The sequence below is a fragment of the Streptomyces sp. NPDC052773 genome, from assembly GCF_044547145.1.
Lineage (GTDB): Bacteria > Actinomycetota > Actinomycetes > Streptomycetales > Streptomycetaceae > Streptomyces.
In genome coordinates this window covers 409,163-429,747 of the sequence record NZ_JBITZX010000002.1, presented here as the reverse complement: position 1 = coordinate 429,747, position 20,585 = coordinate 409,163, and the positions used below count along the sequence as shown (strand labels likewise).

The following is a 20,585-nucleotide window of genomic DNA, read 5'->3' as shown; positions in this document are numbered from 1 at the left end:
GGTCCCCGATGCTGGACGCATGCAGATGGGGATGCACACCGACACCGAGCGCTGTGTCCGCGCGGTCAGATCCAAGGACGCCCGCTTCGACGGCTGGTTCTTCACCGCCGTCCTGACCACCCGGATCTACTGCCGGCCCAGCTGTCCGGTGGTGCCGCCCAAGCCGGAGAACATGACGTTCCTCCCGAGCGCCGCCGCCTGCCAGCAGGCCGGCTTCCGGGCCTGCAAGCGCTGCCGCCCGGACACCACCCCCGGCTCCCCGGAGTGGAACCGGCGCGCCGACCTCGTCGCCCGCGCCATGCGCCTGATCGCCGACGGCGTCGTCGACCGCGAGGGCGTCCCCGGCCTCGCCGCCCGACTCGGCTACAGCACCCGCCAGATCGAACGCCAGCTGCTCGCCGAGCTGGGCGCCGGCCCGCTCGCCCTGGCCCGCGCCCAGCGCGCCCAGACGGCCCGCCTGCTCATCGAGACGACGGACCTGCCCATGGCGGAGATCGCCTTCGCCGCCGGCTTCGCCTCCATCCGCACCTTCAACGACACCGTCCGCGAGGTCTACGCCCTCACCCCGAGCGAACTGCGCACCCGCACTCCGCGCGGGAGCACCCCGGCGACCCCCGGAGCGATCTCCCTCCGGCTCCCCTTCCGCGCCCCGCTCAACCCGGACAACCTCTTCGGCCACCTCGCCGCCACCGCCGTCCCCGGCGTGGAGGAATGGCGGGACGGCGCGTACCGCCGCACCCTGCGCCTCCCCTACGGCCACGGCATCGCGGCCCTGACCCCGAAGCCGGACCACATCGCCTGCCGCCTCACCCTCACCGACCTGCGCGACCTGCCCGTCGCCATCAGCCGCTGCCGCCGCCTGCTCGACCTGGACGCCGACCCGGTCGCCGTCGACGACCACCTGCGCACCGACCCGGTCCTCGCCCCGCTGGTCGACAAGGCACCCGGCCGGCGCGTCCCGCGCACCGTCGACGAGGCCGAGTTCGCGGTACGGGCCGTGCTCGGCCAGCAGGTGTCCACGGCCGCCGCCCGCACCCACGCGGCCCGCCTCGTCACCGCGCACGGCGAGCGGATCGACGACCCGGAGGGCGGCCTCACCCACCTCTTCCCGGCCCCGGACGCGCTCGCCGCCGCCGACCCTGAGTCCCTGGCGATGCCCCGCACCCGCCGCACCACGTTCACCACCCTCGTCCGCGAACTCGCCGACGGCTCCCTCCACCTGGGAGTCGACAGCGACTGGCCCGAGACCCGCGCCCGCCTGCTCACCCTGCCCGGCTTCGGCCCCTGGACGGTCGACGTCATCGCGATGCGCGCCCTCGGCGACCCCGACGCCTTCCTCCCCACCGACCTCGGCATCCGCCGCGCCGCCCGCGACCTGGGCCTGCCCGCCACCCCCGCGGCACTCACCGCCCGCGCGGCGGCCTGGCGGCCCTGGCGGGCCTACGCCGTCCAGTACCTGTGGGCGACCGACAGCCACCCCATCAACTTCCTTCCGGTCTAGGGACGTTCCGTGACACAGCACCGACAGCACACCGTGATCGACAGCCCCTACGGCCCGCTGACCCTGGTCGCCGACGACGGCGTCCTGTGCGGCCTCTACATGGAGAACCAGCGCCACCGCCCCGCCGAGGACACCTTCGGCACCCATGACGAGCGCCCCTTCGCCGAGGCGGAGGCCCAGCTCGAGGCCTACTTCGCGGGCGAGCTGACCGAGTTCACCCTCCCGCTCCGGCTGCACGGCACCCCGTTCCAGCGCCGCGTCTGGGAACACCTGCGCACCATCCCGTACGGCGAGACCCGCACCTACGGCCGGCTCGCCACCGCCCTCGGCAACCCCCAGGCCTCCCGCGCGGTCGGCCTCGCCAACGGCCGCAACCCCATCGGCATCATCGTCCCCTGCCACCGCGTCGTCGGCACCGACGGCAGCCTCACCGGCTACGGCGGCGGCCTGGCCCGCAAACAGCGCCTGCTGGACTTCGAGTCGGGAAAGGCCCTGTTCTGACCCCGGGGACCCCGAAGGATCTCACCCCAGGGACCCCCGAAGAGCCTTACACGCCCGGCGTCGGCTCCCGGCCGGGCAGACGGCGCAGCAGTTCGGGCAGGGCCGTGCCGATCGGCTCCCGGATCACCTCGTCGGCCAGGTCGTCGTACGGCGTCGGCTCGGCGTTGACGACGATCAGGCGGGCGCCGTGATCGGCGGCGACCCCCGCGAGGCCGGCCGCGGGCTGCACCTGGAGGCTGGTGCCGACGGCGATGAACACCTGGCACGCCTTCGTGATAGCGACCGCCTCGCCGAGCACCATCGGGTCCAGGCGCTCGCCGAACATCACCGTCGCCGGCTTGAGGATCCCGCCGCACTCCCGGCACGGCGGGTCCGCCTCCCCGGCGTCGAGCCGGGCCAGGGCCTCCTCCATGGGGCCGCGCGCGTGGCACGCCGTGCACACGTACCGGCGTGCGGTGCCGTGGAGTTCCAGCACCTTGCGGTCGGGCATCCCGGCGAGCTGGTGCAGGCCGTCCACGTTCTGGGTGATCACCCGCACCGGCACCCCGGACCGCTCCAGCTCCGCCACCGCCCGGTGCGCGGCGTTCGGCCGGGCGCCGAGCGCCCCGGTCTCGCGCCGCATCCGCCAGGAGCGGCGGCGGATCTCCGGATCGCCCATGTAGTACTCGTACGTCACCAGCTTCTCGGCCTCCGGATCCCGCTGCCAGAGCCCGTTCGGACCGCGGTAGTCGGGGATGCCGGAGTCGGTGGAGATGCCGGCGCCGGTCAGCAGGGCGACGAGGGGCTTGCTCATGGCGCCGAGGGTAGGCCGGGCCGGCCGGCCGATGCGAACGGATATCCGGGAGGGGGAGGCCGGTGCTAGGGTCCGCGCATGGCCAAGGTCACCGTCTCGCTCGATGCCGAACTCGTCGTGGAAGCCATGGTGCTGGCGGGTGTCGGCAGCCCGCAGGACGTCGTCGAACTCGTCCTGCGCGACTACATCGAGCGCGGACACCGCACCGAGGCACGCCTCGTCACCCGCGACGAGGCGCTCCGCGAGATCGACGTCAAGCCGCGCGACGAGGGCTGACCGCCACCGCCCACCGGCGCCCACCGGGGCTCGTCGTCGGCCCCTCACCCGTCAGTCCGTCCGCACCGGGCGCCCGTTCTCCAGCTCGACCGGGCCCGAGCCGTCCGCCAGGACGTCCAGGGCGGCCAGGACCCGGTGGCCCAGCGCGTCCGGCAGGTAGTCGGTCAGCTCCTCGCGCGGCACCAGCCGCCAGGACAGCAGCTCCTCCTCCTGGAGCCGGATGGCCTTGAAGTCGTCCTCGTCGAGCACACCGCCGTCGTAGAGGTACGCCACCAGCGGCGGCCGGCCGGGCCCCTGCACCCAGTCCACGGCGAGGAGCCGGCCGAGCGTGCGGTCCAGGCCGATCTCCTCGGCGGTCTCGCGGCGCGCGCCCTGGCGCGGGGTCTCGCCGTCGTCGGACTCGACGGTGCCGCCCGGCAGCGCCCAGCCCTCCCGGTAGTTGGGCTCGACGAGCAGCACCCGCCCCTCGGCGTCCCGGAAGAGCGCGGCGGCCCCGGCGAGCACCCGGGGCAGACCGGCGATGTACGCGGCGAAGTCCTGAGCGTTGGTCATCCTGGAAGGGTAACCAGCGCGCGGTGCCGCCATCTCCGGCGCGCGAAGCCCGCCCGCGCGGCACCGCGCCGTCCCGCACCTCATCCGCGCCGCCCTACGCCTCCGTCCGCGCCAGCCGCAGCGTCCGCTCCGCCAGCTCGCTGATCGACACCCCGTCGAAGCCGAACACCGCGCTGCGCACCGTGTCCCGCAGCGGCCCGGTCCACTGCGGCGGGATGTTCCGCGCGCCGCCCAGCACCCCGGCGACCGAGCCCGCGGTGGCCCCGTTGGAGTCGGTGTCGAGGCCGCCGCGGACGGTGAGCGCGATCGTGCGGGTGAAGTCGCCGTCGCCGTACAGCAGCCCCGCGGTGAGCACGGCCGCGTTCGGCACCACATGGATCCAGTGCAGGCCCGCGGTCTCCTCGGACACCGTCGACAGCGTGTCCTCCCAGCTCAGCCCGGTGTCGTGCAGCGAGACCACCCGGCGCACGGCCCGCGCGAGCCGGCTGCTCGCCGGAACGACGCCCAGCGCGGTCTCCACGGCGTGCCCGACCGTGGGCGCCGTGAACGCGGCGGAGATCAGCGCCGCCGCCCACATCGCGCCGTAGACGCCGTTGCCGGTGTGCGAGAGCACCGCGTCCCGGCGGGCCAGCGAGGCGGCCTCCCGCGGGGCGCCGGGGCGGGTCCAGCCGTGGACGTCGGCGCGGATCAGGGCGCCGATCCACTCCTGGTAGGGGTTGTCGTACGTCGCGGTCAGCGGCGGTCTGCGCCCGTTCGCGAGATTGCGGTAGGCCGCGCGCTCCGCCGTGAACGTCTGCAGATACGGCAGCCGCAGCAGCCACAGGTCGCCGACCTGCTCGGTGCTGAAGCCGAAACCGTACGTCTCCAGCAGGTGCAGACCGAGGATCGCGTAGTCCACGTCGTCGTCGCGGCAGCTTCCGTCGACCCGGCCCCGGACGCACTCGCGCCACTCCGGGCGCAGCGGTGGCAGGTCGTCGGCGTCGGCGGGCGGCTCGGGCAGGTAGTCGGTCAGCGGCAGGGCGTCCGCGCGGCGCAGATACCGGTCGATGCGCGCCCGCGTCCACACCTCGCCCTGCTCGACCGGCTTGCCCAGCATGTTGCCCGCGATCCGGCCCAGCCAGCCGCCGAGGACGCGGTCGGCGAGGTCCGGTGCGGTCCCTGGAGAGGTCATGACTCCCGGGTTACCCGTTTCGCGCGCCCGCCACCGGCCCGCCGAACGGCGTTCCACGCTCCGGGCAGGGGCATGACGGCGGGGGCGCCTTGCGGTTATGGTCGCAGCGGCGCGACTGCCTTGACGTGGGCAAGGCTCGGAGAGCAAGGGGAAAAGCAAGGTGGCTGACGCTGCACAGGACGGCGCCCGCAGGGTGCTCATCGCCGCGGACAAGTTCAAGGGCTCGCTGACGGCCGTACAGGTCGCCGAGCGGGTCACCGCCGGGCTGCGCCGGGTCGTACCGGACCTCGTGGTCGAGGCGATGCCCGTGGCCGACGGCGGCGACGGCACCGTGGCCGCGGCGGTCGCCGCCGGGTTCGAGCACCGTGAGGTGCGGGTCGCGGGGCCGCTCGGCGACGAGGTGACGGCCGCGTTCGCGCTGCGCGGGGACACCGCGGTCGTGGAGATGGCCGAGGCCAGCGGGCTGCAGCGGCTGCCCGAGGGCGTCTTCGCGCCGCTGACCGCCTCCACGTACGGCTCCGGCGAGCTGCTGCGCGCCGCGCTGGACGCCGGGGCCCGCACGATCGTCTTCGGCGTCGGCGGCAGCGCGACGACGGACGGCGGCGCGGGGATGCTGGCCGCGCTCGGGGCGCGGTTCCTCGACGCCGACGGCGCGCCGGTGCCGCCCGGGGGCGGAGGCCTCGCCGCGCTCGCCTCCGCGGACCTGTCCGGCCTCGACCCGCGCCTCGCCGACATCGAGCTGGTGCTCGCCAGCGACGTCGACAACCCGCTGACCGGGCCGAAGGGCGCCCCGGCGGTGTACGGCCCGCAGAAGGGGGCCTCACCGGACGACGTGGCCGCGCTGGACGCCGCGCTCGCGCACTACGCCAAGGTGCTCTCCGAGGCGCCCGGCGTCGGCGCGAAGGCCGCCGAGTACGCCGAGTCGCCCGGCGCGGGCGCGGCGGGCGGCATCGGTTACGGCGCGCTGCTCCTCGGCGCCCGCTTCCGGCCCGGTATCGAGGTCATGCTGGACGTGCTCGGGTTCGCCCCGGCGCTGGAGCGGGCCGACCTGGTGATCACCGGCGAGGGCTCCCTGGACGAGCAGACCCTGCACGGCAAGGCCCCGGCGGGGGTCGCGGCGGCGGCGCGGGCGGCCGGCAAGGAGGTCGTCGCGGTGTGCGGACGGCTGGCGCTGGCGCCCGAGGCGCTGGGGCGGGCGGGGATCCGCCGGGCGTACCCCCTCACGGAGGTGGAGCCGGACGTGGCGAAGTGCATCGCCGACGCCGGGCCGATTCTGGAGCGGGTGGCGGAGGCCATCGCGCGGGACTTCCTGAGCTGAGGTGCGGGGGGGGGCGCCCCCCCCCCCCCCCGGGGGGCCCGGGCGGGGGCGGGGGGGGGGGGCCGCCCCGCGGGGGGGGGTGGGCCCGCGGGGGGGGGGGGGGGGCCCCCCCCCCCCCCCGCCGCTTCGGCCCTGGACGGGCCTCGTCCTCAAGCGCCGGACGGGCTGGTTTTCCGCGCCCTGGGCTAGATGGCGCGCCCCCGCCCCCTCCTCAACGCGTGACAGCCCCGACCACAACGTGAAAGGCCCCGAACCAGCAGGTTCGGGGCCTTCCTCGTCGTATGACCGCTACGGCAGCTGTGCCGCCCGTGCCTCACGCCGGTTGTCGCGGAAGTTGTTCACCCGGCGGGCCGTGGCGAACAGGGGGATCACCGCGCCGAGGACCAGCTGGAGGGCGCAGCCGGTCTGGAGGAGCAGCTGGCCGCCGGGGGCGTCGAAGGCCCAGGCGGCGAGCAGGCCCATCGCGGAGACGATCCAGGAGAGCATCGCCACCGCCAGCGGACCGCGCGGCTTCGGGTACTCGACCCGGCTGACCATCAGCCACGCCGTGCCGAGGATCGCCAGCAGGGTCGCCACGAAGGGCAGCTCCAGGAGGACGATCGAGACCACCGTCAGCGCGCCGAAGGGGCTCGGCATGCCCTGGAAGGTGCCGTCCTTGACCGTGACGCAGCTGAATCTCGCGAGCCTGAGCACCACCGCCAGCAGCACGACGATCGCGCCGACCGCCGCCACCCGCTGGTGCGCGTCGTCCGCGACCATGCCGTAGACCAGGACGAAGTACGCCGGCGCCAGGCCGAAGCTGATCAGGTCCGAGAGGTTGTCCAGCTCCGCGCCCATCGGCGACGAGCGCAGCTTGCGGGCCACCAGGCCGTCGAACAGGTCGAAGACCGCCGCGCACAGCATCAGGATGACCGCCGTGGCCGCGCTGTGGCGGGCCATGCCGGTCTCCTGGCTGCCGGTGAGGTGCGGGATCAGGATGCCGGTGGTGGTGAAGTACACCGCCATGAAGCCGCACGTGGCGTTGCCGAGGGTGAGGGTGTCCGCTATCGACAGACGGAGCGAGAGCGGCATCTCCTCCTCGTCGTCCTCGATGGCCTCGGGGACCCAGCCCGGCTGCGCCTCCGGATCAGTCACGGTCAATGCGAGTCACCCCAGCCACTGTCTTCTGGCCGACCTCCACCGCGACCTCCACGCCCTCCGGCAGGTACAGGTCGACCCGCGAGCCGAAGCGGATCAGGCCGATCCGCTCGCCCTGCTCCACCTTGGTGCCCTCCGGGATGTACGGGACGATACGGCGGGCGACCGCGCCGGCGATCTGGATCATCTCGATGTCGCCCAGCTCGGTGTCGAAGTGCCACACGACCCGCTCGTTGTTCTCGCTCTCCTTGTTGAAAGCGGGAACGAAACCGCCCGGGATGTGCTCCACCGACGTCACCGTGCCCGCGAGGGGCGCGCGGTTGACGTGGACGTTGAGCGGGCTCATGAAGATCGCGACCCGGGTCCGGCCGTCCTTCCACGGCATGATGCTCTGCACCACACCGTCGGCGGGCGAGATGACCCGGCCCGTGGCGATCTCGCGCTCGGGGTCGCGGAAGAACCACAGCATCCCCGCCGCGAGCGCGGTGGCGGGAACGGCGACGGCCTTGGCGGCGCCGGAGCGGCGCGCCCGGGCCAGGCTGAGGGCTGCGGTGGCGACGGTCGGGAGAAGCCACGGCGATGCTCCGCGCGCGAGGCGTACGCCGACTCGGCTGTCGCGAGGTGCAGAGGTTTGGCTGTGGGGCATGGATGACCTTCGTAGCGGAATGATGCCGCGCTTCTGACGGGGGGACGGCGGCTTTCCCGCGATCGTAGCGGCTAACCGCCACAACTGGGTAAGTCAGGAAGCCGAGTCGGCGGCCGAAGAGTGCCTACGGGGTGTGATCTTCTTCTCGAAGAAAACACCCCGTCCCGGACATTCAGCCCTGGAATCGATACTCTTCGAGCAGCCTGCGCCCGATGATCATTTTCTGGATCTCGGCGGTACCCTCACCGATGAGCAGCATCGGGGCCTCACGGTAGAGGCGCTCGATCTCGTACTCCTTGGAGAAGCCGTAGCCGCCGTGGATCCGGAAGGCGTCCTCCACGACCTCCTTGCAGTACTCGGAGGCGAGGTACTTCGCCATCCCTGCTTCGAGGTCGTTTCGCTCCCCGGAGTCCTTTTTGCGCGCTGCGTTCACCATCATGGCATGGGCTGCCTCGACCTTGGTAGCCATCTCGGCGAGCTTGAACTGGATCGCCTGGTGCTGGGCGATCGGCTTGCCGAAAGTGTGACGCTGCTGGGCGTACTGGACACCCAGTTCGAACGCACGCTGAGCGACGCCGCAACCACGCGCGGCGACGTTGACGCGGCCGACCTCGACGCCGTCCATCATCTGGTAAAAACCGCGTCCGGTCACCCCGCCGAGCACCCGATCGGCGGGAATCCGCAGGCCATCCATGATGAGTTCGGTGGTGTCGACCCCCTTGTAACCCATCTTGTCGATCTTGCCCGGAATGGTCAGGCCCGGACGGACCTCCCCGAAGCCGGGCTCCTTCTCGACCAGGAAGGTGGTCATCGACTTGTGGGGCGCGGTGCCCTCGGGGTGTCCTTCGTCACTCCGGACGAGGACGGCCACCAGGGACGAGGTGCCGCCGTTCGTCAGCCACATCTTCTGGCCGGTGAGGACGTACTCGTCGCCGTCCTTGACCGCCTTCGATGTGATCGCCGACACATCGGAGCCCAGGCCCGGCTCCGACATCGAGAAGGCGCCGCGGATGTCGCCGGCCGCCATGCGCGGCAGGAAGTAATCCTTCTGCTCCTGCGTGCCGTGCTGCTTGAGCATGTACGCCACGATGAAGTGCGTGTTGATGATGCCGGAGACCGACATCCAGCCGCGGGCGATCTCCTCCACGCACAGCGCGTACGTCAGCAGCGACTCGCCCAGACCCCCGTACTCCTCGGGGATCATCAGACCGAACAGCCCCAGCTCCTTCAGGCCGTCCACGATCGCTTGCGGGTACTCGTCGCGGTGCTCCAGCTCCGTCGCGACGGGGATGATCTCCTTGTCCACGAACTCCCGGACCGTGGAGAGGATCTCCCGCTGGACGTCCGTGAGGCCGTGGGTCTGGGCGAGACGGGCCATGGCTACTTCTCCTGCTGCTTCAGCTCAGGGCGGCCCGGCTGCTCGCCGCCGCGCTCCTTGATGTACGTCTCGGTGGGCACCATCACCTTGCGGCGGAACACGCAGACCAGCGTGCCGTCCTGCTTGTAACCCTTGGTCTCGACGTAGACGATCCCGCGGTCGTTCTTCGACTTCGACGGCCACTTGTCGAGCACGGTCGTCTCGCCGTAGATCGTGTCGCCGTGGAAGGTCGGCGCCACGTGCTTCAGCGACTCGATCTCCAGGTTGGCGATCGCCTTGCCGGAGATGTCCGGCACGCTCATGCCGAGCAGCAGGGAGTAGATGTAGTTCCCGACGACGACGTTCTTGCCGAAGTCCGTCGTCTTCTCCGCATAGTTCACGTCCATGTGGAGCGGGTGGTGGTTCATGGTGAGGAGACAGAACAGGTGGTCGTCGTACTCCGTGACCGTCTTGCCCGGCCAGTGCTTGTACACCGCGCCGACCTCGAACTCCTCGTAGGTGCGTCCGAACTGCATGGCGCTCAGCCCTCCGGGATCTCGAACTTGCTGGTGCGCTGCATGCCGGCGGCGCGTCCCTTGCCCGCGATGACCAGGGCCATCTTGCGGCTGGCCTCGTCGATCATCTCGTCGCCGAGCATCGCCGAGCCCTTCTTGCCGCCCGCCTCGGACGTGTAGTACTCGTACGCGTCCAGGATCAGCTCGGCGTGGTCGTAGTCCTCCTGGGAGGGGGAGAAGACCTCGTTCGCGGCGTCCACCTGGCCCGGGTGCAGCACCCACTTGCCGTCGAAGCCGAGCGCGGCGGCGCGGCCGGCGACCTCGCGGAAGCCGTCGACGTTGCGGATCTGGAGGTACGGGCCGTCGATCGCCTGGAGGTTGTTGGCGCGGGCCGCCATCAGGATCTTCATCAGGATGTAGTGGTAGGCGTCCGCCGGGTAGCCGGGCGGCTGCTCGCCCACGACCAGCGACTTCATGTTGATCGACGCCATGAAGTCGGCCGGGCCGAAGATGATCGTCTCGATGCGCGGGGAGGCCTGCGCGATCTCGTTGACGTTGTTCAGGCCCTGCGCGTTCTCGATCTGCGCCTCGATGCCGATCCGGCCGACCTCGAAGCCCATGGTCTTCTCGATCTGGGTGAGGAGGAGGTCGAGCGCGACGATCTGCTGGGCGTTCTGCACCTTCGGCAGCATGATGCAGTCCAGGTTCGGGCCGGCGCCCTCGACGACCGTGACGACGTCGCGGTACGTCCACTCGGTCGTCCAGTCGTTGACGCGCACGACCCGGGTCTTGCCGGTCCAGTCGCCCTCGTTGAGGAACTTGACGATGGTGTGCCGCGCCTCGGGCTTGGCGAGCGGCGCGCACGCGTCCTCCAGGTCGAGGAAGACCTGGTCCGCCGGGAGGCCCTGCGCCTTCTCCAGGAAGCGCGGGTTGCTTCCCGGGACCGCGAGACACGAGCGGCGGGGTCGCAGACGGTTGACGGTCATGCGGGGACCTCCAGGGGGTCGAGCTTGTTCGCTTTCCGGATCTCGTCGACGATGCGGCCGATGATTCCGGTGATGTCGAAGTCCTTCGGGGTGAAGACCGCGGCCACTCCGGCGGCGCGCAGCTGTTCGGCGTCACCGTTCGGGATGATGCCACCTGCGATCACCGGGATATCTGTGGCACCGGCCACACGCAGCCGTTCGAGCACGTCCGGCACGAGCTGCGCGTGGGAGCCGGAGAGGATGGACAGGCCGACCGCGTGCACGTCCTCGGCGAGGGCGGCGTCCACGATCTGCTCCGGGGTGAGCCGGATGCCCTGGTAGACCACCTCGAAGCCGGCGTCACGGGCCCGCACGGCGATCTGCTCGGCCCCGTTGGAGTGCCCGTCCAGGCCGGGCTTGCCGACCAGGAAGCGCAGCTTGCCCACGCCCATCTCCTGAGCGGTCAGCTCCACCTTGCGGCGCACCTCGGCCAGCTTGGAGCCCTCCTCGGCGGGGATGGCCACCGGCGCCGACGAGACGCCCGTGGGCGCCCGGAACTCGCCGAACACCTCGCGCAGGGCCCCGGCCCACTCACCGGTCGTGACACCGGCGCGGGCGCACTCCAGGGTGGCCTCCATCAGGTTCTCGGTGCCGCGCGCGGCCTCCTTCAGCCGCTCCAGCGCCTTGCACGGGCGCGGGTGGTTGAAGGGCGGCTGGTAGCGGGTGTCCCGCCAGTGCCGCAACGACTCGATGACGCGGGCCTCGACGGCCGGGTCGACCGTCTGGATCGCCGTGTCCAGGTCGGCGGTCAGGGGGTTGGGCTCGGTCGACTCGAAGATGTTGACGCCGACGATCTTCTCCTGGCCGGACTCGATCCGCGCGCGGCGCTCGGCGTGCGAGGCGACCAGCTGCGACTTGAGGTAGCCGGACTCGACGGCGGCCATCGCGCCGCCCATCTCCTGGATCCGCTCGATCTCGGCCAGTGACTGCTCGACCAGCTCGGAGACCTTGGCCTCGATCACCTTCGAGCCCTCGAAGATGTCGTCGTACTCCAGCAGGTCGCTCTCGTAGGCGAGCACCTGCTGGATGCGCAGCGACCACTGCTGGTCCCAGGGGCGGGGCAGGCCCAGCGCCTCGTTCCAGGCCGGGAGCTGGACGGCGCGGGCGCGGGCGTCCTTGGACAGCGTCACGGCCAGCATCTCCAGCACGATCCGCTGGACGTTGTTCTCCGGCTGCGCCTCGGTCAGTCCGAGGGAGTTGACCTGGACGCCGTAGCGGAAGCGGCGCTGCTTGGGGTTCTCGATGCCGTACCGCTCACGCGTGATCTTGTCCCAGATGCGGCCGAACGCCCGCATCTTGCACATCTCCTCGACGAAGCGGACGCCCGCGTTGACGAAGAAGGAGATGCGGGCGACGACGTCGCCCATGCGCTCCTGCGGCACCTGCCCGGAGTCGCGCACGGCGTCGAGGACGGCGATCGCGGTGGACATCGCGTACGCGATCTCCTGCACCGGCGTGGCGCCCGCCTCCTGCAGGTGGTAGCTGCAGATGTTGATCGGGTTCCACTTCGGGATGTGGGAGACCGTGTACGCGATCATGTCCGTCGTCAGGCGGAGCGACGGCCCCGGCGGGAACACATGGGTGCCGCGGGACAGGTACTCCTTGACGATGTCGTTCTGGGTCGTCCCCTGGAGCTTGGTGATGTCCGCGCCCTGCTCCTCGGCGACGACCTGGTAGAGCGCCAGCAGCCACATGGCGGTGGCGTTGATCGTCATCGAGGTGTTCATCTGCTCCAGGGGGATGTCCTGGAACAGCCGGCGCATGTCACCGAGGTGCGCGACGGGCACCCCGACCCGGCCGACCTCGCCGCGGGCGAGGATGTGGTCCGGGTCGTAGCCGGTCTGGGTCGGCAGGTCGAACGCCACCGACAGACCCGTCTGGCCCTTGGCGAGGTTGCGCCGGTACAGCTCGTTGGACGCCTCGGCCGTGGAGTGACCGGCGTAGGTGCGCATGAGCCACGGCCGGTCCTTCTCCCGCCTGCCGTCGGCGGGCTGACGCTCAGTCATCTATGACCCCGGGTGTCCTCAGATGTTGCGGAAGCGGTTGATGGCGTCGATGTGCTGGGCGCGCATCTCCTCGTCGCGGACGCCCAGGCCCTCCTCGGGCGCCAGGCACAGGACGCCGACCTTGCCCTGGTGCAGGTTGCGGTGGACGTCGTAGGCGGCCTGGCCGGTCTCCTCCAGGCTGTACGTCTTCGACAGCGTGGGGTGGATCTTGCCCTTGGCGATGAGGCGGTTGGCCTCGTAGGCCTCGCGGTAGTTGGCGAAGTGCGAGCCGATGATCCGCTTCAGCGACATCCACAGGTAGCGGTTGTCGTACTCGTGCATGTAGCCCGAGGTCGAGGCGCAGGTGGTGATGGTGCCGCCCTTGCGGGTGACGTAGACCGAGGCGCCGAAGGTCTCACGGCCGGGGTGCTCGAAGACGATGTCGATGTCCTCGCCGCCGGTCAGCTCGCGGATGCGCTTGCCGAAGCGCTTCCACTCCTTGGGGTCCTGGGTGTGCTCGTCCTTCCAGAACTTGTAGCCCTCGGCGTTGCGGTCGATGACGTGCTCGGCGCCCATCTTCCGGCAGATCTCGGCCTTCTCCGGGGAGGAGACGACACAGATCGGGGTGGCGCCGCCGGCCAGGGCGAACTGGGTGGCGTAGGAGCCCAGGCCGCCGGAGGCGCCCCAGATCAGGACGTTGTCGCCCTGCTTCATCGCCGCGCCGTTGCGGGAGACCAACTGCCGGTAGGCGGTGGAGTTGACCAGGCCGGGGGCGGCGGCCTCCTCCCAGGTGAGGTGCTTCGGCTTCGGCATCAGCTGGTTGGTCTTCACCAGCGCGATCTCGGCGAGGCCGCCGAAGTTGGTCTCGAAGCCCCAGATGCGCTGCTCGGGGTCGAGCATCGTGTCGTCGTGGCCGTCGGGGGACTCCAGCTCGACGCTCAGACAGTGGGCGACGACCTCGTCACCGGGCTTCCAGGCGTTGACGCCGGGGCCGGTGCGCAGGACGACGCCGGCCAGGTCGGAGCCGATGATGTGGTACGGCAGGTCGTGGCGCTTGGTCAGCGGCGAGAGCTTGCCGTAGCGCTCCAGGAAGGCGAACGTCGACACCGGCTCGAAGATCGAGGTCCACACCGAGTTGTAGTTGACCGAGGAGGCCATGACGGCCACCAGGGCCTCGCCCGGACCGAGTTCCGGGACCGGGACCTCGTCGAGGTGGATGGACTTGCGCGGGTCCTTGTCGCGGGTCTGCAGGCCCGCGAACATCTCGACCTCGTCCTTGTGGACGGTGATCGCGCGGTACGACTCGGGGAGCGCCAGGTTGGCGAAGTCGGCCGAGGTGGCCTCGGGGGACTGGATCGCGTCCAGGATGTCCTTCACGGTCACGGTATTGCCTCCGGCGATGAGCGCCCTTGAGGGAGGGGCGCTGGGGGTTACGTCGGTGCTGCTGAGGGTGAGGGTTTTCTGGGGTGCCGTCGGTTCGGCGGGTGGTGCTTCGGCAGCGCTTTGTGGCGCGGGAGGGTGCCTGTGACGCAGGCGTCCGGGCGCGCGGGCCATGGGCTCGCGGGGACAGTCGCCGCACTGTGATCGGGTGCGCCGGCCGCCCGGACAACATCAACGTATGGCACGCCGTGTCAGGTGACAAGGCACTGGGTGCCAGAAGTTGCTCTCAAATGAATTCTTTACTTGACAGATGAGCGATGATCGATCGAACGGGGGCTCCGAGAGGGGCGAAAACCGCCTCTGACATGCCAAAACGGCCACCCCGTGGGGTGGCCGTCATCACATCGGTGCGGGCGGGTCGGCGCGGCGGTCAGCGCTCCTTCAGCGCCTCCTCGATGGTCCGCATGACCTCCTCCAGCGGCGCGTCGGTGCGCGCCACGGTCACCAGGACCTCACCGTGCGCGGAGGCCGTCGCCGCGGCCGGCCGCGGGGCCGTGGTGCGCCCCGCCATGATGCCGGTGCCGAAGGTCTTGCGGACGATCGCGAAGGCGTGGTCGAGCTGGGCCTCCACGTCGCCCTGGCCGCCCGCCCTGAGCCAGCGCCGCAGGACGTGGTTGTGCGCGGTGACCACGGCGGACGCGGCGACCTCCGCCAGCAGCGGGTCGTCGTTGGCGTCGTCGTCGTGCGCGTGCTCGTCGAAGTGGCCGAGGAGATAGCGGGTGAAGAGGCGCTCGTAGCGGGCCACCGACGCGATCTCCGCCTCGCGCAGGGTGGGCACCTCGCGCGTCAGCTTGTAGCGGGCGACCGAGATCTCCGGCCGGGCCGCGTACATCTTCATCACTTCCTTGATCCCGCGGCACACCGTGTCGAGCGGATGCTCGTGCGCGGGGGCGGCGTTGAGCACCGCCTCGGCGCGGATCAGGGTGTCGTCGTGGTCCGGGAAGATCGCCTCTTCCTTGGACCGGAAGTGGCGGAAGAAGGTGCGGCGGGCGACCCCGGCCGCGGCCGCGATCTCGTCGACGGTGGTCGCCTCGTACCCCTTGGTCGCGAACAGTTCCATCGCCGCGGCCGCCAGTTCTCGGCGCATTTTCAGCCGCTGGGCGGCGGCGCGACTGCCTGCGGCACTTTCCGGCGCGTCGGGCGTGGCTGGTGTACGGGAGGACTTGGCGGGCTGGGACATGACCCGAACGTACTGCATATGTGCGGCCTTTTGCGCAGGTCCGGGGTTTCCCCCGCCCTCCGGGGGCGGGGGAGTCCGGGCCGGCGCGGGCGGGGCGAGCCGCTCCGGGTCGAGCAGTCCGCCCCACTCCGCACCCACCCGGAACCGGTCGCCGCGCCGCTCAGCGCCGGGCATGCTCGCGGAAGCCGCGGCCCGTCTTGCGACCGAGGCAGCCCGCGGCCACCAGGTGCTCCAGGAGCGGCGCGGGGGCCAGCCCGGGCTCGCGGAACTCGCGGTGCAGGACCTGCTCGATGGCCAGCGAGACATCCAGCCCGACCACGTCCAGCAGCTCGAACGGGCCCATCGGGTAGCCGCCGCCGAGCTTCATCGCGGCGTCGATGTCGTCCAGCGACGCGTAGTGGTCCTGGACCATCTTGATCGCGTTGTTCAGGTACGGGAAGAGCAGCGCGTTCACGATGAACCCGGCGCGGTCCCCGCAGTCCACCGCGTGCTTGCGGATCTTGGTGCACACCTCGCGGACCGTGGCGTGGACGTCGTCCGCGGTCAGCACGGTGCGGACCACCTCGACCAGCTTCATCGCCGGGGCCGGGTTGAAGAAGTGCATGCCGATGACGTCCTGCGGGCGCGAGGTGGCGCGGGCGCAGGCGACGACGGGCAGCGAGGAGGTGGTGGTGGCCAGGACCGCGCCCGGCTTGCAGACCTTGTCCAGCGCGGCGAACAGCTGCCGCTTGACCTCCAGGTCCTCCGCGACAGCCTCGACCGCCAGGTCCACGTCCGCGAAGGCGTCGTAGGAGCCGGCCGGGACGATCCGCTCCAGGGTCTGCGCGGCGGCCTCGGCGGTCATCCGGCCCTTGTCGACCGACCGGGCCAGGGACTTGCCGATCCGGTCCTTGGCGGCCTGCGCCTTCTCCTCGCTGCGGGCGGCCAGCACGACCTCGTAGCCCGCCTTGGCGAACACCTCGGCGATGCCGGACGCCATGGTGCCGGAGCCCGCCACGCCGACCGAGCGGACCGGGCGGCCGGGGACCGCCAGGTCGCCCTCGTGCGGCGTCAGCGCGTCCCGCACGACGGTGGCGCTGCCCGGGGCCTCGTAGGTGTAGAAACCGCGGCCCGCCTTGCGTCCGGTCAGGCCCGCCTCGCTGAGCTGCTTCAGGATCGGCGCGGGGGCGTGCAGCCGGTCCCGGGACTCGGCGTACATCGCCTCCAGGACGGTGCGGGCGGTGTCGATGCCGATCAGGTCGAGCAGCGCGAGCGGGCCCATCGGCAGCCCGCAGCCCAGCCGCATCGCGGCGTCGATGTCCTCACGGGAGGCGTACTTCGCCTCGTACATCGCGGCGGCCTGGTTGAGGTAGCCGAACAGCAGGCCGTCGGCGACGAAACCGGGCCGGTCGCCCACCGCGACGGGCTCCTTGCCGAGGTCGAGGGCGAGATCGGTCACCGCGGTGACGGCCGTCGGCGCGGTCAGCACCGAGGAGACCACCTCGACCAGCTTCATGGCCGGCGCCGGGTTGAAGAAGTGCAGGCCGATGACGCGCTCCGGGCGGGCCGACTCGGCGGCCAGCCGGGTCACCGACAGCGCGTTGGTGCCGGTGGCGAGGATCGTCTCGGGCCGCACGATGCCGTCCAGCTCGCGGAAGATCTGCTGCTTGATCTCGTACGACTCCGGCGCCACCTCGATGACCAGGTCGGCGTCGGCCGCGGCCCGCAGGTCGGTGGAGGTGCGGATCCGGGCGAGGGCGTCCGCGCGCTCCTGCTCGGTGAGCCGGCCGCGCTCGACGGAGCGGGCGGTGGAGGCCTCCAGGGCCGCGACGCACCGCGCGGCCTGGGCCTCGCTGATGTCGATGCCGACGACCGTGCGGCCGGCCTGGGCGAGGACCTCGGCGATACCGGTGCCCATGGTGCCGAGGCCGACGACGGCGACGGTCTGGAGCGGGGACAGGGAACTGTCGGACAGGGGAGCGGCCATCGCGGGACTCCAGGAATGAGGGTGACGACGGGAAGCGCGCCCGGGTGCGCCGAAACGGCGCACACCGGGTGCGTGGAGAAGGTGCGGGTGTTGCCGGGCTGCGAGCGCACACGCCCGGTGCCGGTCGTCGCGGACGCGCACACGTCCGCGAGACGGCGGTGAACCGACCGGCCCTGTCCCGTGGCCGAGTCGTACCGAGGTACGGAAGACGTACCGAACCGACTGCTTCCCCCACGGCCCGAGGGGCGTGGGAGACGTCCCCTTGCGGCGGCCGCGTCACCAGACCGTCGCGAGGAGCTGCGAGTGGGTAACTCGCTCGTCTGAGCTTAACTTGCGGGTAACGAGCGCGCCAGTCCCTCGTCTTTGTGATGTGGGTCCCTCATCGGGTCCCCCGCCCGGCCGTTCACCCCTACCCTCACCTCATGGATGTCAGGGACGAAGCGTCACGAACGCTCACCGAACGCTTACGGCAGGAGTCGGAAGCCTCGCCGGCGTACGAGCATCTGCTGGCGACCGAGGACCACGACGAACTCGCGGAGGTGCTGACCGCCCCCGGACAGCCCCTGTGGGCCCGCGAACTGGCCGCCTTCCGGCTGGGCGTGGCCGGGGACCGCCGCGCCTTCGAGGCCCTGGTCCTGCTCCTCAACCACCGCGACCCGCCCCGCTGCGCCGCCGCGGCGTACGCACTGGCCCGCCTGGCCGACCCGCGCACCGCCCGCGCGGCGGCGGCCCTCGCCACCAACGAACTCCGCGTGGCCTACGCCCTGCACCCGGTCCGCCTCCTGGTGGAGCTGCGGGCGCCGGAGTCCGTGCCCGCGCTCATCACCACCCTGGAACGCCGGCTGCGCCCGCACGACCCCTACCGCCGCGTGGCCCTCGCCTGCGTCGAGGGCCTGGGCACCCTGGCCGACCCCCGGGCCCGCCCCGTCCTCAACGAGGCCCTGGCCCACCCGTCCCTGGCGGAGGCAGCGGTGCGCGCGCTGGCCCGGATCCCGCGGCAGCGGCGGTGACGACGGGTCACCCCGCGGGCCGTCGGACGTACCGTCCCGCCGGGGGCGCACGTCACGCCGTCACCACCGCGAACGCCTCGACCTCCATCAGGAACTCGGGCCGGACCAGTGCGGCGACCTGGACGGCGGAGGCGGCCGGGAGGCGGGCGTCGGGTATGTGCGCGGCGCGGGCCGCGCGGATCGCCGGCATGTGGGCCATGTCCGTGACGAAGTAGGTCAGTTTGACGACGTCGTCGAACGTCGCCCCGGCGGCGGCCAGGCAGCGCCGGATGTTCTCGAACACCTGGTGGGCCTGGGCGGCCGGATCGCCCTCGCCGACGAGTCCGCCGTCCTCGTCCAGCGGGAGCTGGCCCGATATCGCCACGAAGCGGCCGGTGCCCATCACGACGTGCGAGTACTGCGCGGCGGGGGCGACGCCGTCGGGGGCGGGGATCCTGGTCGGCTCGGTCATGCCCCCATGGTGGACCATGGGTCTGACAACGCCCCCGACGGGTCGTCGCCTCACGGGCGGAAACCGATCACGGGCGCAAGCCGATCACGGACGGAAGCCGATCAGGCGGTGCAGGGCCGCCCCCGGCGTCGCCATGGCCCGCTCCGCGGTCAGCGGCTTCGGCTCCGGCAGCGCCGCGCACACCGCGTCCGCCTCGTCGCCGTCGCCGTCGCCGCGTGGCACCGTGCCGTCGGTCAGATACGCCGCCAGATGCCGGTCGAGGCACGCGTTGCCGCTCAGCGTGATGCCGTGGTTCCCGCCGCCGTCCTCCACCACCAGGCTGGAGCCGCGCAGCAGGCGGTGGAGCCTGGCGCCGCCCCGGTAGGGGGTGGCCGCGTCCCCGGTCGCCTGGAACAGCAGCACCGGGGGCAGCCGGTCGCTCGCCACGCGCACCGGGCGCTCCGAGCGGACCGGCCAGAACGCGCACGGCGCGTTGTACCAGGCGTTGTTCCAGGTCATGAACGGCGCCTTGTCGTGCACCGCCCAGTTGTCCGCGCGCCAGCGCCGCCAGTCGCGCGGCCAGCGGGCGTCCCGGCACTGCACGGAGGTGTAGACGCTGTAGGTGTTGTCGTCGGCGGCGTCCGCCGCGCCGAACTCCTCGTACGCCGCGACGAGGGGTTCGGTGTCCTTGTCGTTGACGTACGCCGCGAACGCCTCGGCGAGATGCGGCCAGTAGCCGTGGTAGTAGCCGCCGGGCAGGAAGGTGTCCTCCAGCTCCGCCGCCCCGACGGTGCCGCCCGCCGGTTTCCTCGCCAGCGCCGCCCGCATCGCGTACCAGGCGGTCTCGACCTTCTCCGGGTCGGTGCCGAGCCGGTACGTCCGGTCGTGCCGGGCCACCCAGGCCAGGAACGCGCGGTGGCGGTCGTTGAAGGCGCGGTCCTGGATGAGGTTGTTCTCGTACCAGACCCCGGTCGGGTCGACGACCGAGTCGAGGACCGCGCGGCGCACCCGCTGCGGGTACAGCCGGGCGTAGACCGCGCCGAGGTAGGTGCCGTACGAGTAGCCGAAGTAGGAGATCCGCTCGGCGCCCAGTGCACGGCGGATCCGGTCGACGTCCCGCGCGGCGGCGACGGTGTCGATGTGCGGCAGCACGTCCGCGTACTTCCTGCCGCAGGCGTCCGCGAACGACTTGGCTCGCCGGAGGTTGGCGGCCTCGACGGCGGGCGTGCCCGGCACGGAGTCCGGCCGCACCGGGGCGAAGTGGCCGGGCGCGCAGTCGAGGGCGGGCTCGCTCCGGCCCACCCCGCGCGGGTCGAAGCCGATCACGTCGTACTGCGCGGCGACCGCCTTCGGCAGTGACGAGGCGACGAATCCGGCGAGGGTGAGGCCGCTGCCGCCGGGGCCGCCGGGGTTGACCAGCAGTGGTCCCTGGTACGTCTTGGCGGTGTGCGGCACGCGGGACAGCGCCAGCGTGATCTGCCGTCCGCGCGGGTCCGCGTGGTCGAGCGGCACTTTCAGGGACGCGCACTGGAGTGTCGGGTAGGCGGCGGTGCCGCACTTCTTCCAGGCGAGCCCCGCGGCCGGAGCGGGGACCGCGCGGGGGGTGCCGGCCTGGGCGGGGGCGGCCGTGAGCGTTCCGGCCGCGACGACGGCGGCCCCGCACAGCACGGCCGCGCGCCGGGTCAACGAGTCCATGAAGTCCTCCCGGGACGGAGGTTTCCGGACCGCGAGGATCACGGTCCTCGCCGGATCGTCCCGGCAGGAGCACCCGGAAGAACATGT

General features: G+C 71.9%; 19 protein-coding genes. 5 read left to right on the top strand and 14 right to left on the bottom strand.

What is annotated here, in order from left to right; all coding sequences use genetic code 11:
• Window positions 1-31 precede the first annotated feature (31 nt).
• Window positions 32-1,501 carry a DNA-3-methyladenine glycosylase 2 family protein gene (locus tag ACIG0D_RS07025; protein ID WP_399797087.1) on the top strand — a complete coding sequence of 490 codons (1,470 nt, stop codon included), beginning with the start codon at window positions 32-34 and terminating at the stop codon, window positions 1,499-1,501.
• Window positions 1,502-1,510: 9 nt separating this feature from the next.
• Window positions 1,511-2,002 (top strand): methylated-DNA--[protein]-cysteine S-methyltransferase, encoded by a 492-nt coding sequence (locus ACIG0D_RS07020; RefSeq protein ID WP_399796804.1) that lies wholly within the window; start codon window positions 1,511-1,513, stop codon window positions 2,000-2,002.
• A 46-nt stretch (window positions 2,003-2,048) separates the two neighbouring features.
• Here the strand turns inward: ACIG0D_RS07020 and ACIG0D_RS07015 are convergent, their stop codons facing one another.
• Window positions 2,049-2,795: an SIR2 family NAD-dependent protein deacylase gene (locus ACIG0D_RS07015; RefSeq protein WP_399796803.1), complete on the bottom strand. Its 747-nt coding sequence runs from the start codon at window positions 2,793-2,795 to the stop codon at window positions 2,049-2,051.
• 78 nt (window positions 2,796-2,873) lie between these two features.
• On the opposite strand from ACIG0D_RS07015, the gene ACIG0D_RS07010 reads away from it, so the two are divergent.
• Window positions 2,874-3,071 carry a type II toxin-antitoxin system VapB family antitoxin gene (locus ACIG0D_RS07010; protein ID WP_365765934.1) on the top strand — a complete coding sequence of 66 codons (198 nt, stop codon included), beginning with the start codon at window positions 2,874-2,876 and terminating at the stop codon, window positions 3,069-3,071.
• 51 nt (window positions 3,072-3,122) lie between these two features.
• Here ACIG0D_RS07010 and ACIG0D_RS07005 read toward each other — a convergent pair whose 3' ends face one another.
• Both ACIG0D_RS07005 and ACIG0D_RS07000 read right to left on the bottom strand, forming a co-directional pair.
• Complete coding sequence (locus tag ACIG0D_RS07005) at window positions 3,123-3,623, bottom strand: NUDIX domain-containing protein (RefSeq protein ID WP_399796802.1); 501 nt, start codon at window positions 3,621-3,623, stop codon at window positions 3,123-3,125.
• Between the two features lie 94 nt (window positions 3,624-3,717).
• Window positions 3,718-4,794, bottom strand: coding sequence for an ADP-ribosylglycohydrolase family protein (locus ACIG0D_RS07000; RefSeq protein ID WP_399796801.1), 1,077 nt, complete (start codon window positions 4,792-4,794; stop codon window positions 3,718-3,720).
• A 160-nt stretch (window positions 4,795-4,954) separates the two neighbouring features.
• On the opposite strand from ACIG0D_RS07000, the gene ACIG0D_RS06995 reads away from it, so the two are divergent.
• Window positions 4,955-6,112 carry a glycerate kinase gene (locus tag ACIG0D_RS06995; RefSeq protein WP_399796799.1) on the top strand — a complete coding sequence of 386 codons (1,158 nt, stop codon included), beginning with the start codon at window positions 4,955-4,957 and terminating at the stop codon, window positions 6,110-6,112.
• Between the two features lie 288 nt (window positions 6,113-6,400).
• Here the strand turns inward: ACIG0D_RS06995 and pssA are convergent, their stop codons facing one another.
• The 9 genes from pssA to ACIG0D_RS06950 form a co-directional block, all read right to left on the bottom strand.
• Window positions 6,401-7,252, bottom strand: coding sequence for a CDP-diacylglycerol--serine O-phosphatidyltransferase (gene pssA, locus ACIG0D_RS06990; protein ID WP_166003131.1), 852 nt, complete (start codon window positions 7,250-7,252; stop codon window positions 6,401-6,403).
• Entirely contained in the window at window positions 7,239-7,895 is a 657-nt protein-coding gene (locus tag ACIG0D_RS06985; RefSeq protein ID WP_365765930.1) for a phosphatidylserine decarboxylase, read from the bottom strand. The genes pssA and ACIG0D_RS06985 overlap by 14 nt, the downstream gene beginning before the upstream one ends.
• Before the next feature lie 172 nt (window positions 7,896-8,067).
• Entirely contained in the window at window positions 8,068-9,273 is a 1,206-nt protein-coding gene (locus tag ACIG0D_RS06980) for an acyl-CoA dehydrogenase family protein (RefSeq protein WP_399796796.1), read from the bottom strand.
• A gap of 2 nt (window positions 9,274-9,275) precedes the next feature.
• The gene (locus ACIG0D_RS06975) at window positions 9,276-9,788 is read right to left on the bottom strand and encodes a MaoC family dehydratase (protein WP_393861707.1); all 513 of its coding nucleotides are present in this window, start codon (window positions 9,786-9,788) and stop codon (window positions 9,276-9,278) included.
• Between the two features lie 5 nt (window positions 9,789-9,793).
• Window positions 9,794-10,753 (bottom strand): HpcH/HpaI aldolase/citrate lyase family protein, encoded by a 960-nt coding sequence (locus ACIG0D_RS06970; RefSeq protein WP_399796794.1) that lies wholly within the window; start codon window positions 10,751-10,753, stop codon window positions 9,794-9,796.
• Window positions 10,750-12,798: a protein meaA gene (locus ACIG0D_RS06965; RefSeq protein ID WP_399796793.1), complete on the bottom strand. Its 2,049-nt coding sequence runs from the start codon at window positions 12,796-12,798 to the stop codon at window positions 10,750-10,752. The genes ACIG0D_RS06970 and ACIG0D_RS06965 overlap by 4 nt, the downstream gene beginning before the upstream one ends.
• An 18-nt stretch (window positions 12,799-12,816) precedes the next feature.
• Window positions 12,817-14,154: a crotonyl-CoA carboxylase/reductase gene (ccrA, locus tag ACIG0D_RS06960; RefSeq protein ID WP_399797086.1), complete on the bottom strand. Its 1,338-nt coding sequence runs from the start codon at window positions 14,152-14,154 to the stop codon at window positions 12,817-12,819.
• A 433-nt stretch (window positions 14,155-14,587) separates the two neighbouring features.
• Window positions 14,588-15,397 carry a TetR family transcriptional regulator gene (locus ACIG0D_RS06955; RefSeq protein ID WP_399796791.1) on the bottom strand — a complete coding sequence of 270 codons (810 nt, stop codon included), beginning with the start codon at window positions 15,395-15,397 and terminating at the stop codon, window positions 14,588-14,590.
• 160 nt (window positions 15,398-15,557) lie between these two features.
• On the bottom strand, window positions 15,558-17,363 hold the full coding sequence (locus ACIG0D_RS06950) for a 3-hydroxyacyl-CoA dehydrogenase family protein (RefSeq protein WP_399796790.1): 1,806 nt from the start codon (window positions 17,361-17,363) through the stop codon (window positions 15,558-15,560).
• 422 nt (window positions 17,364-17,785) lie between these two features.
• Here ACIG0D_RS06950 and ACIG0D_RS06945 point away from each other — a divergent pair, with 422 nt between their 5' ends.
• On the top strand, window positions 17,786-18,373 hold the full coding sequence (locus ACIG0D_RS06945; protein ID WP_399796788.1) for an adenylosuccinate lyase: 588 nt from the start codon (window positions 17,786-17,788) through the stop codon (window positions 18,371-18,373).
• A 52-nt stretch (window positions 18,374-18,425) separates the two neighbouring features.
• Here ACIG0D_RS06945 and ACIG0D_RS06940 read toward each other — a convergent pair whose 3' ends face one another.
• Window positions 18,426-18,824, bottom strand: a complete 399-nt coding sequence (locus tag ACIG0D_RS06940) for a RidA family protein (protein WP_399796786.1) — start codon at window positions 18,822-18,824, stop codon at window positions 18,426-18,428.
• 84 nt (window positions 18,825-18,908) lie between these two features.
• Window positions 18,909-20,489: an alpha/beta hydrolase gene (locus ACIG0D_RS06935; RefSeq protein ID WP_399797084.1), complete on the bottom strand. Its 1,581-nt coding sequence runs from the start codon at window positions 20,487-20,489 to the stop codon at window positions 18,909-18,911.
• Window positions 20,490-20,585 lie beyond the last annotated feature (96 nt).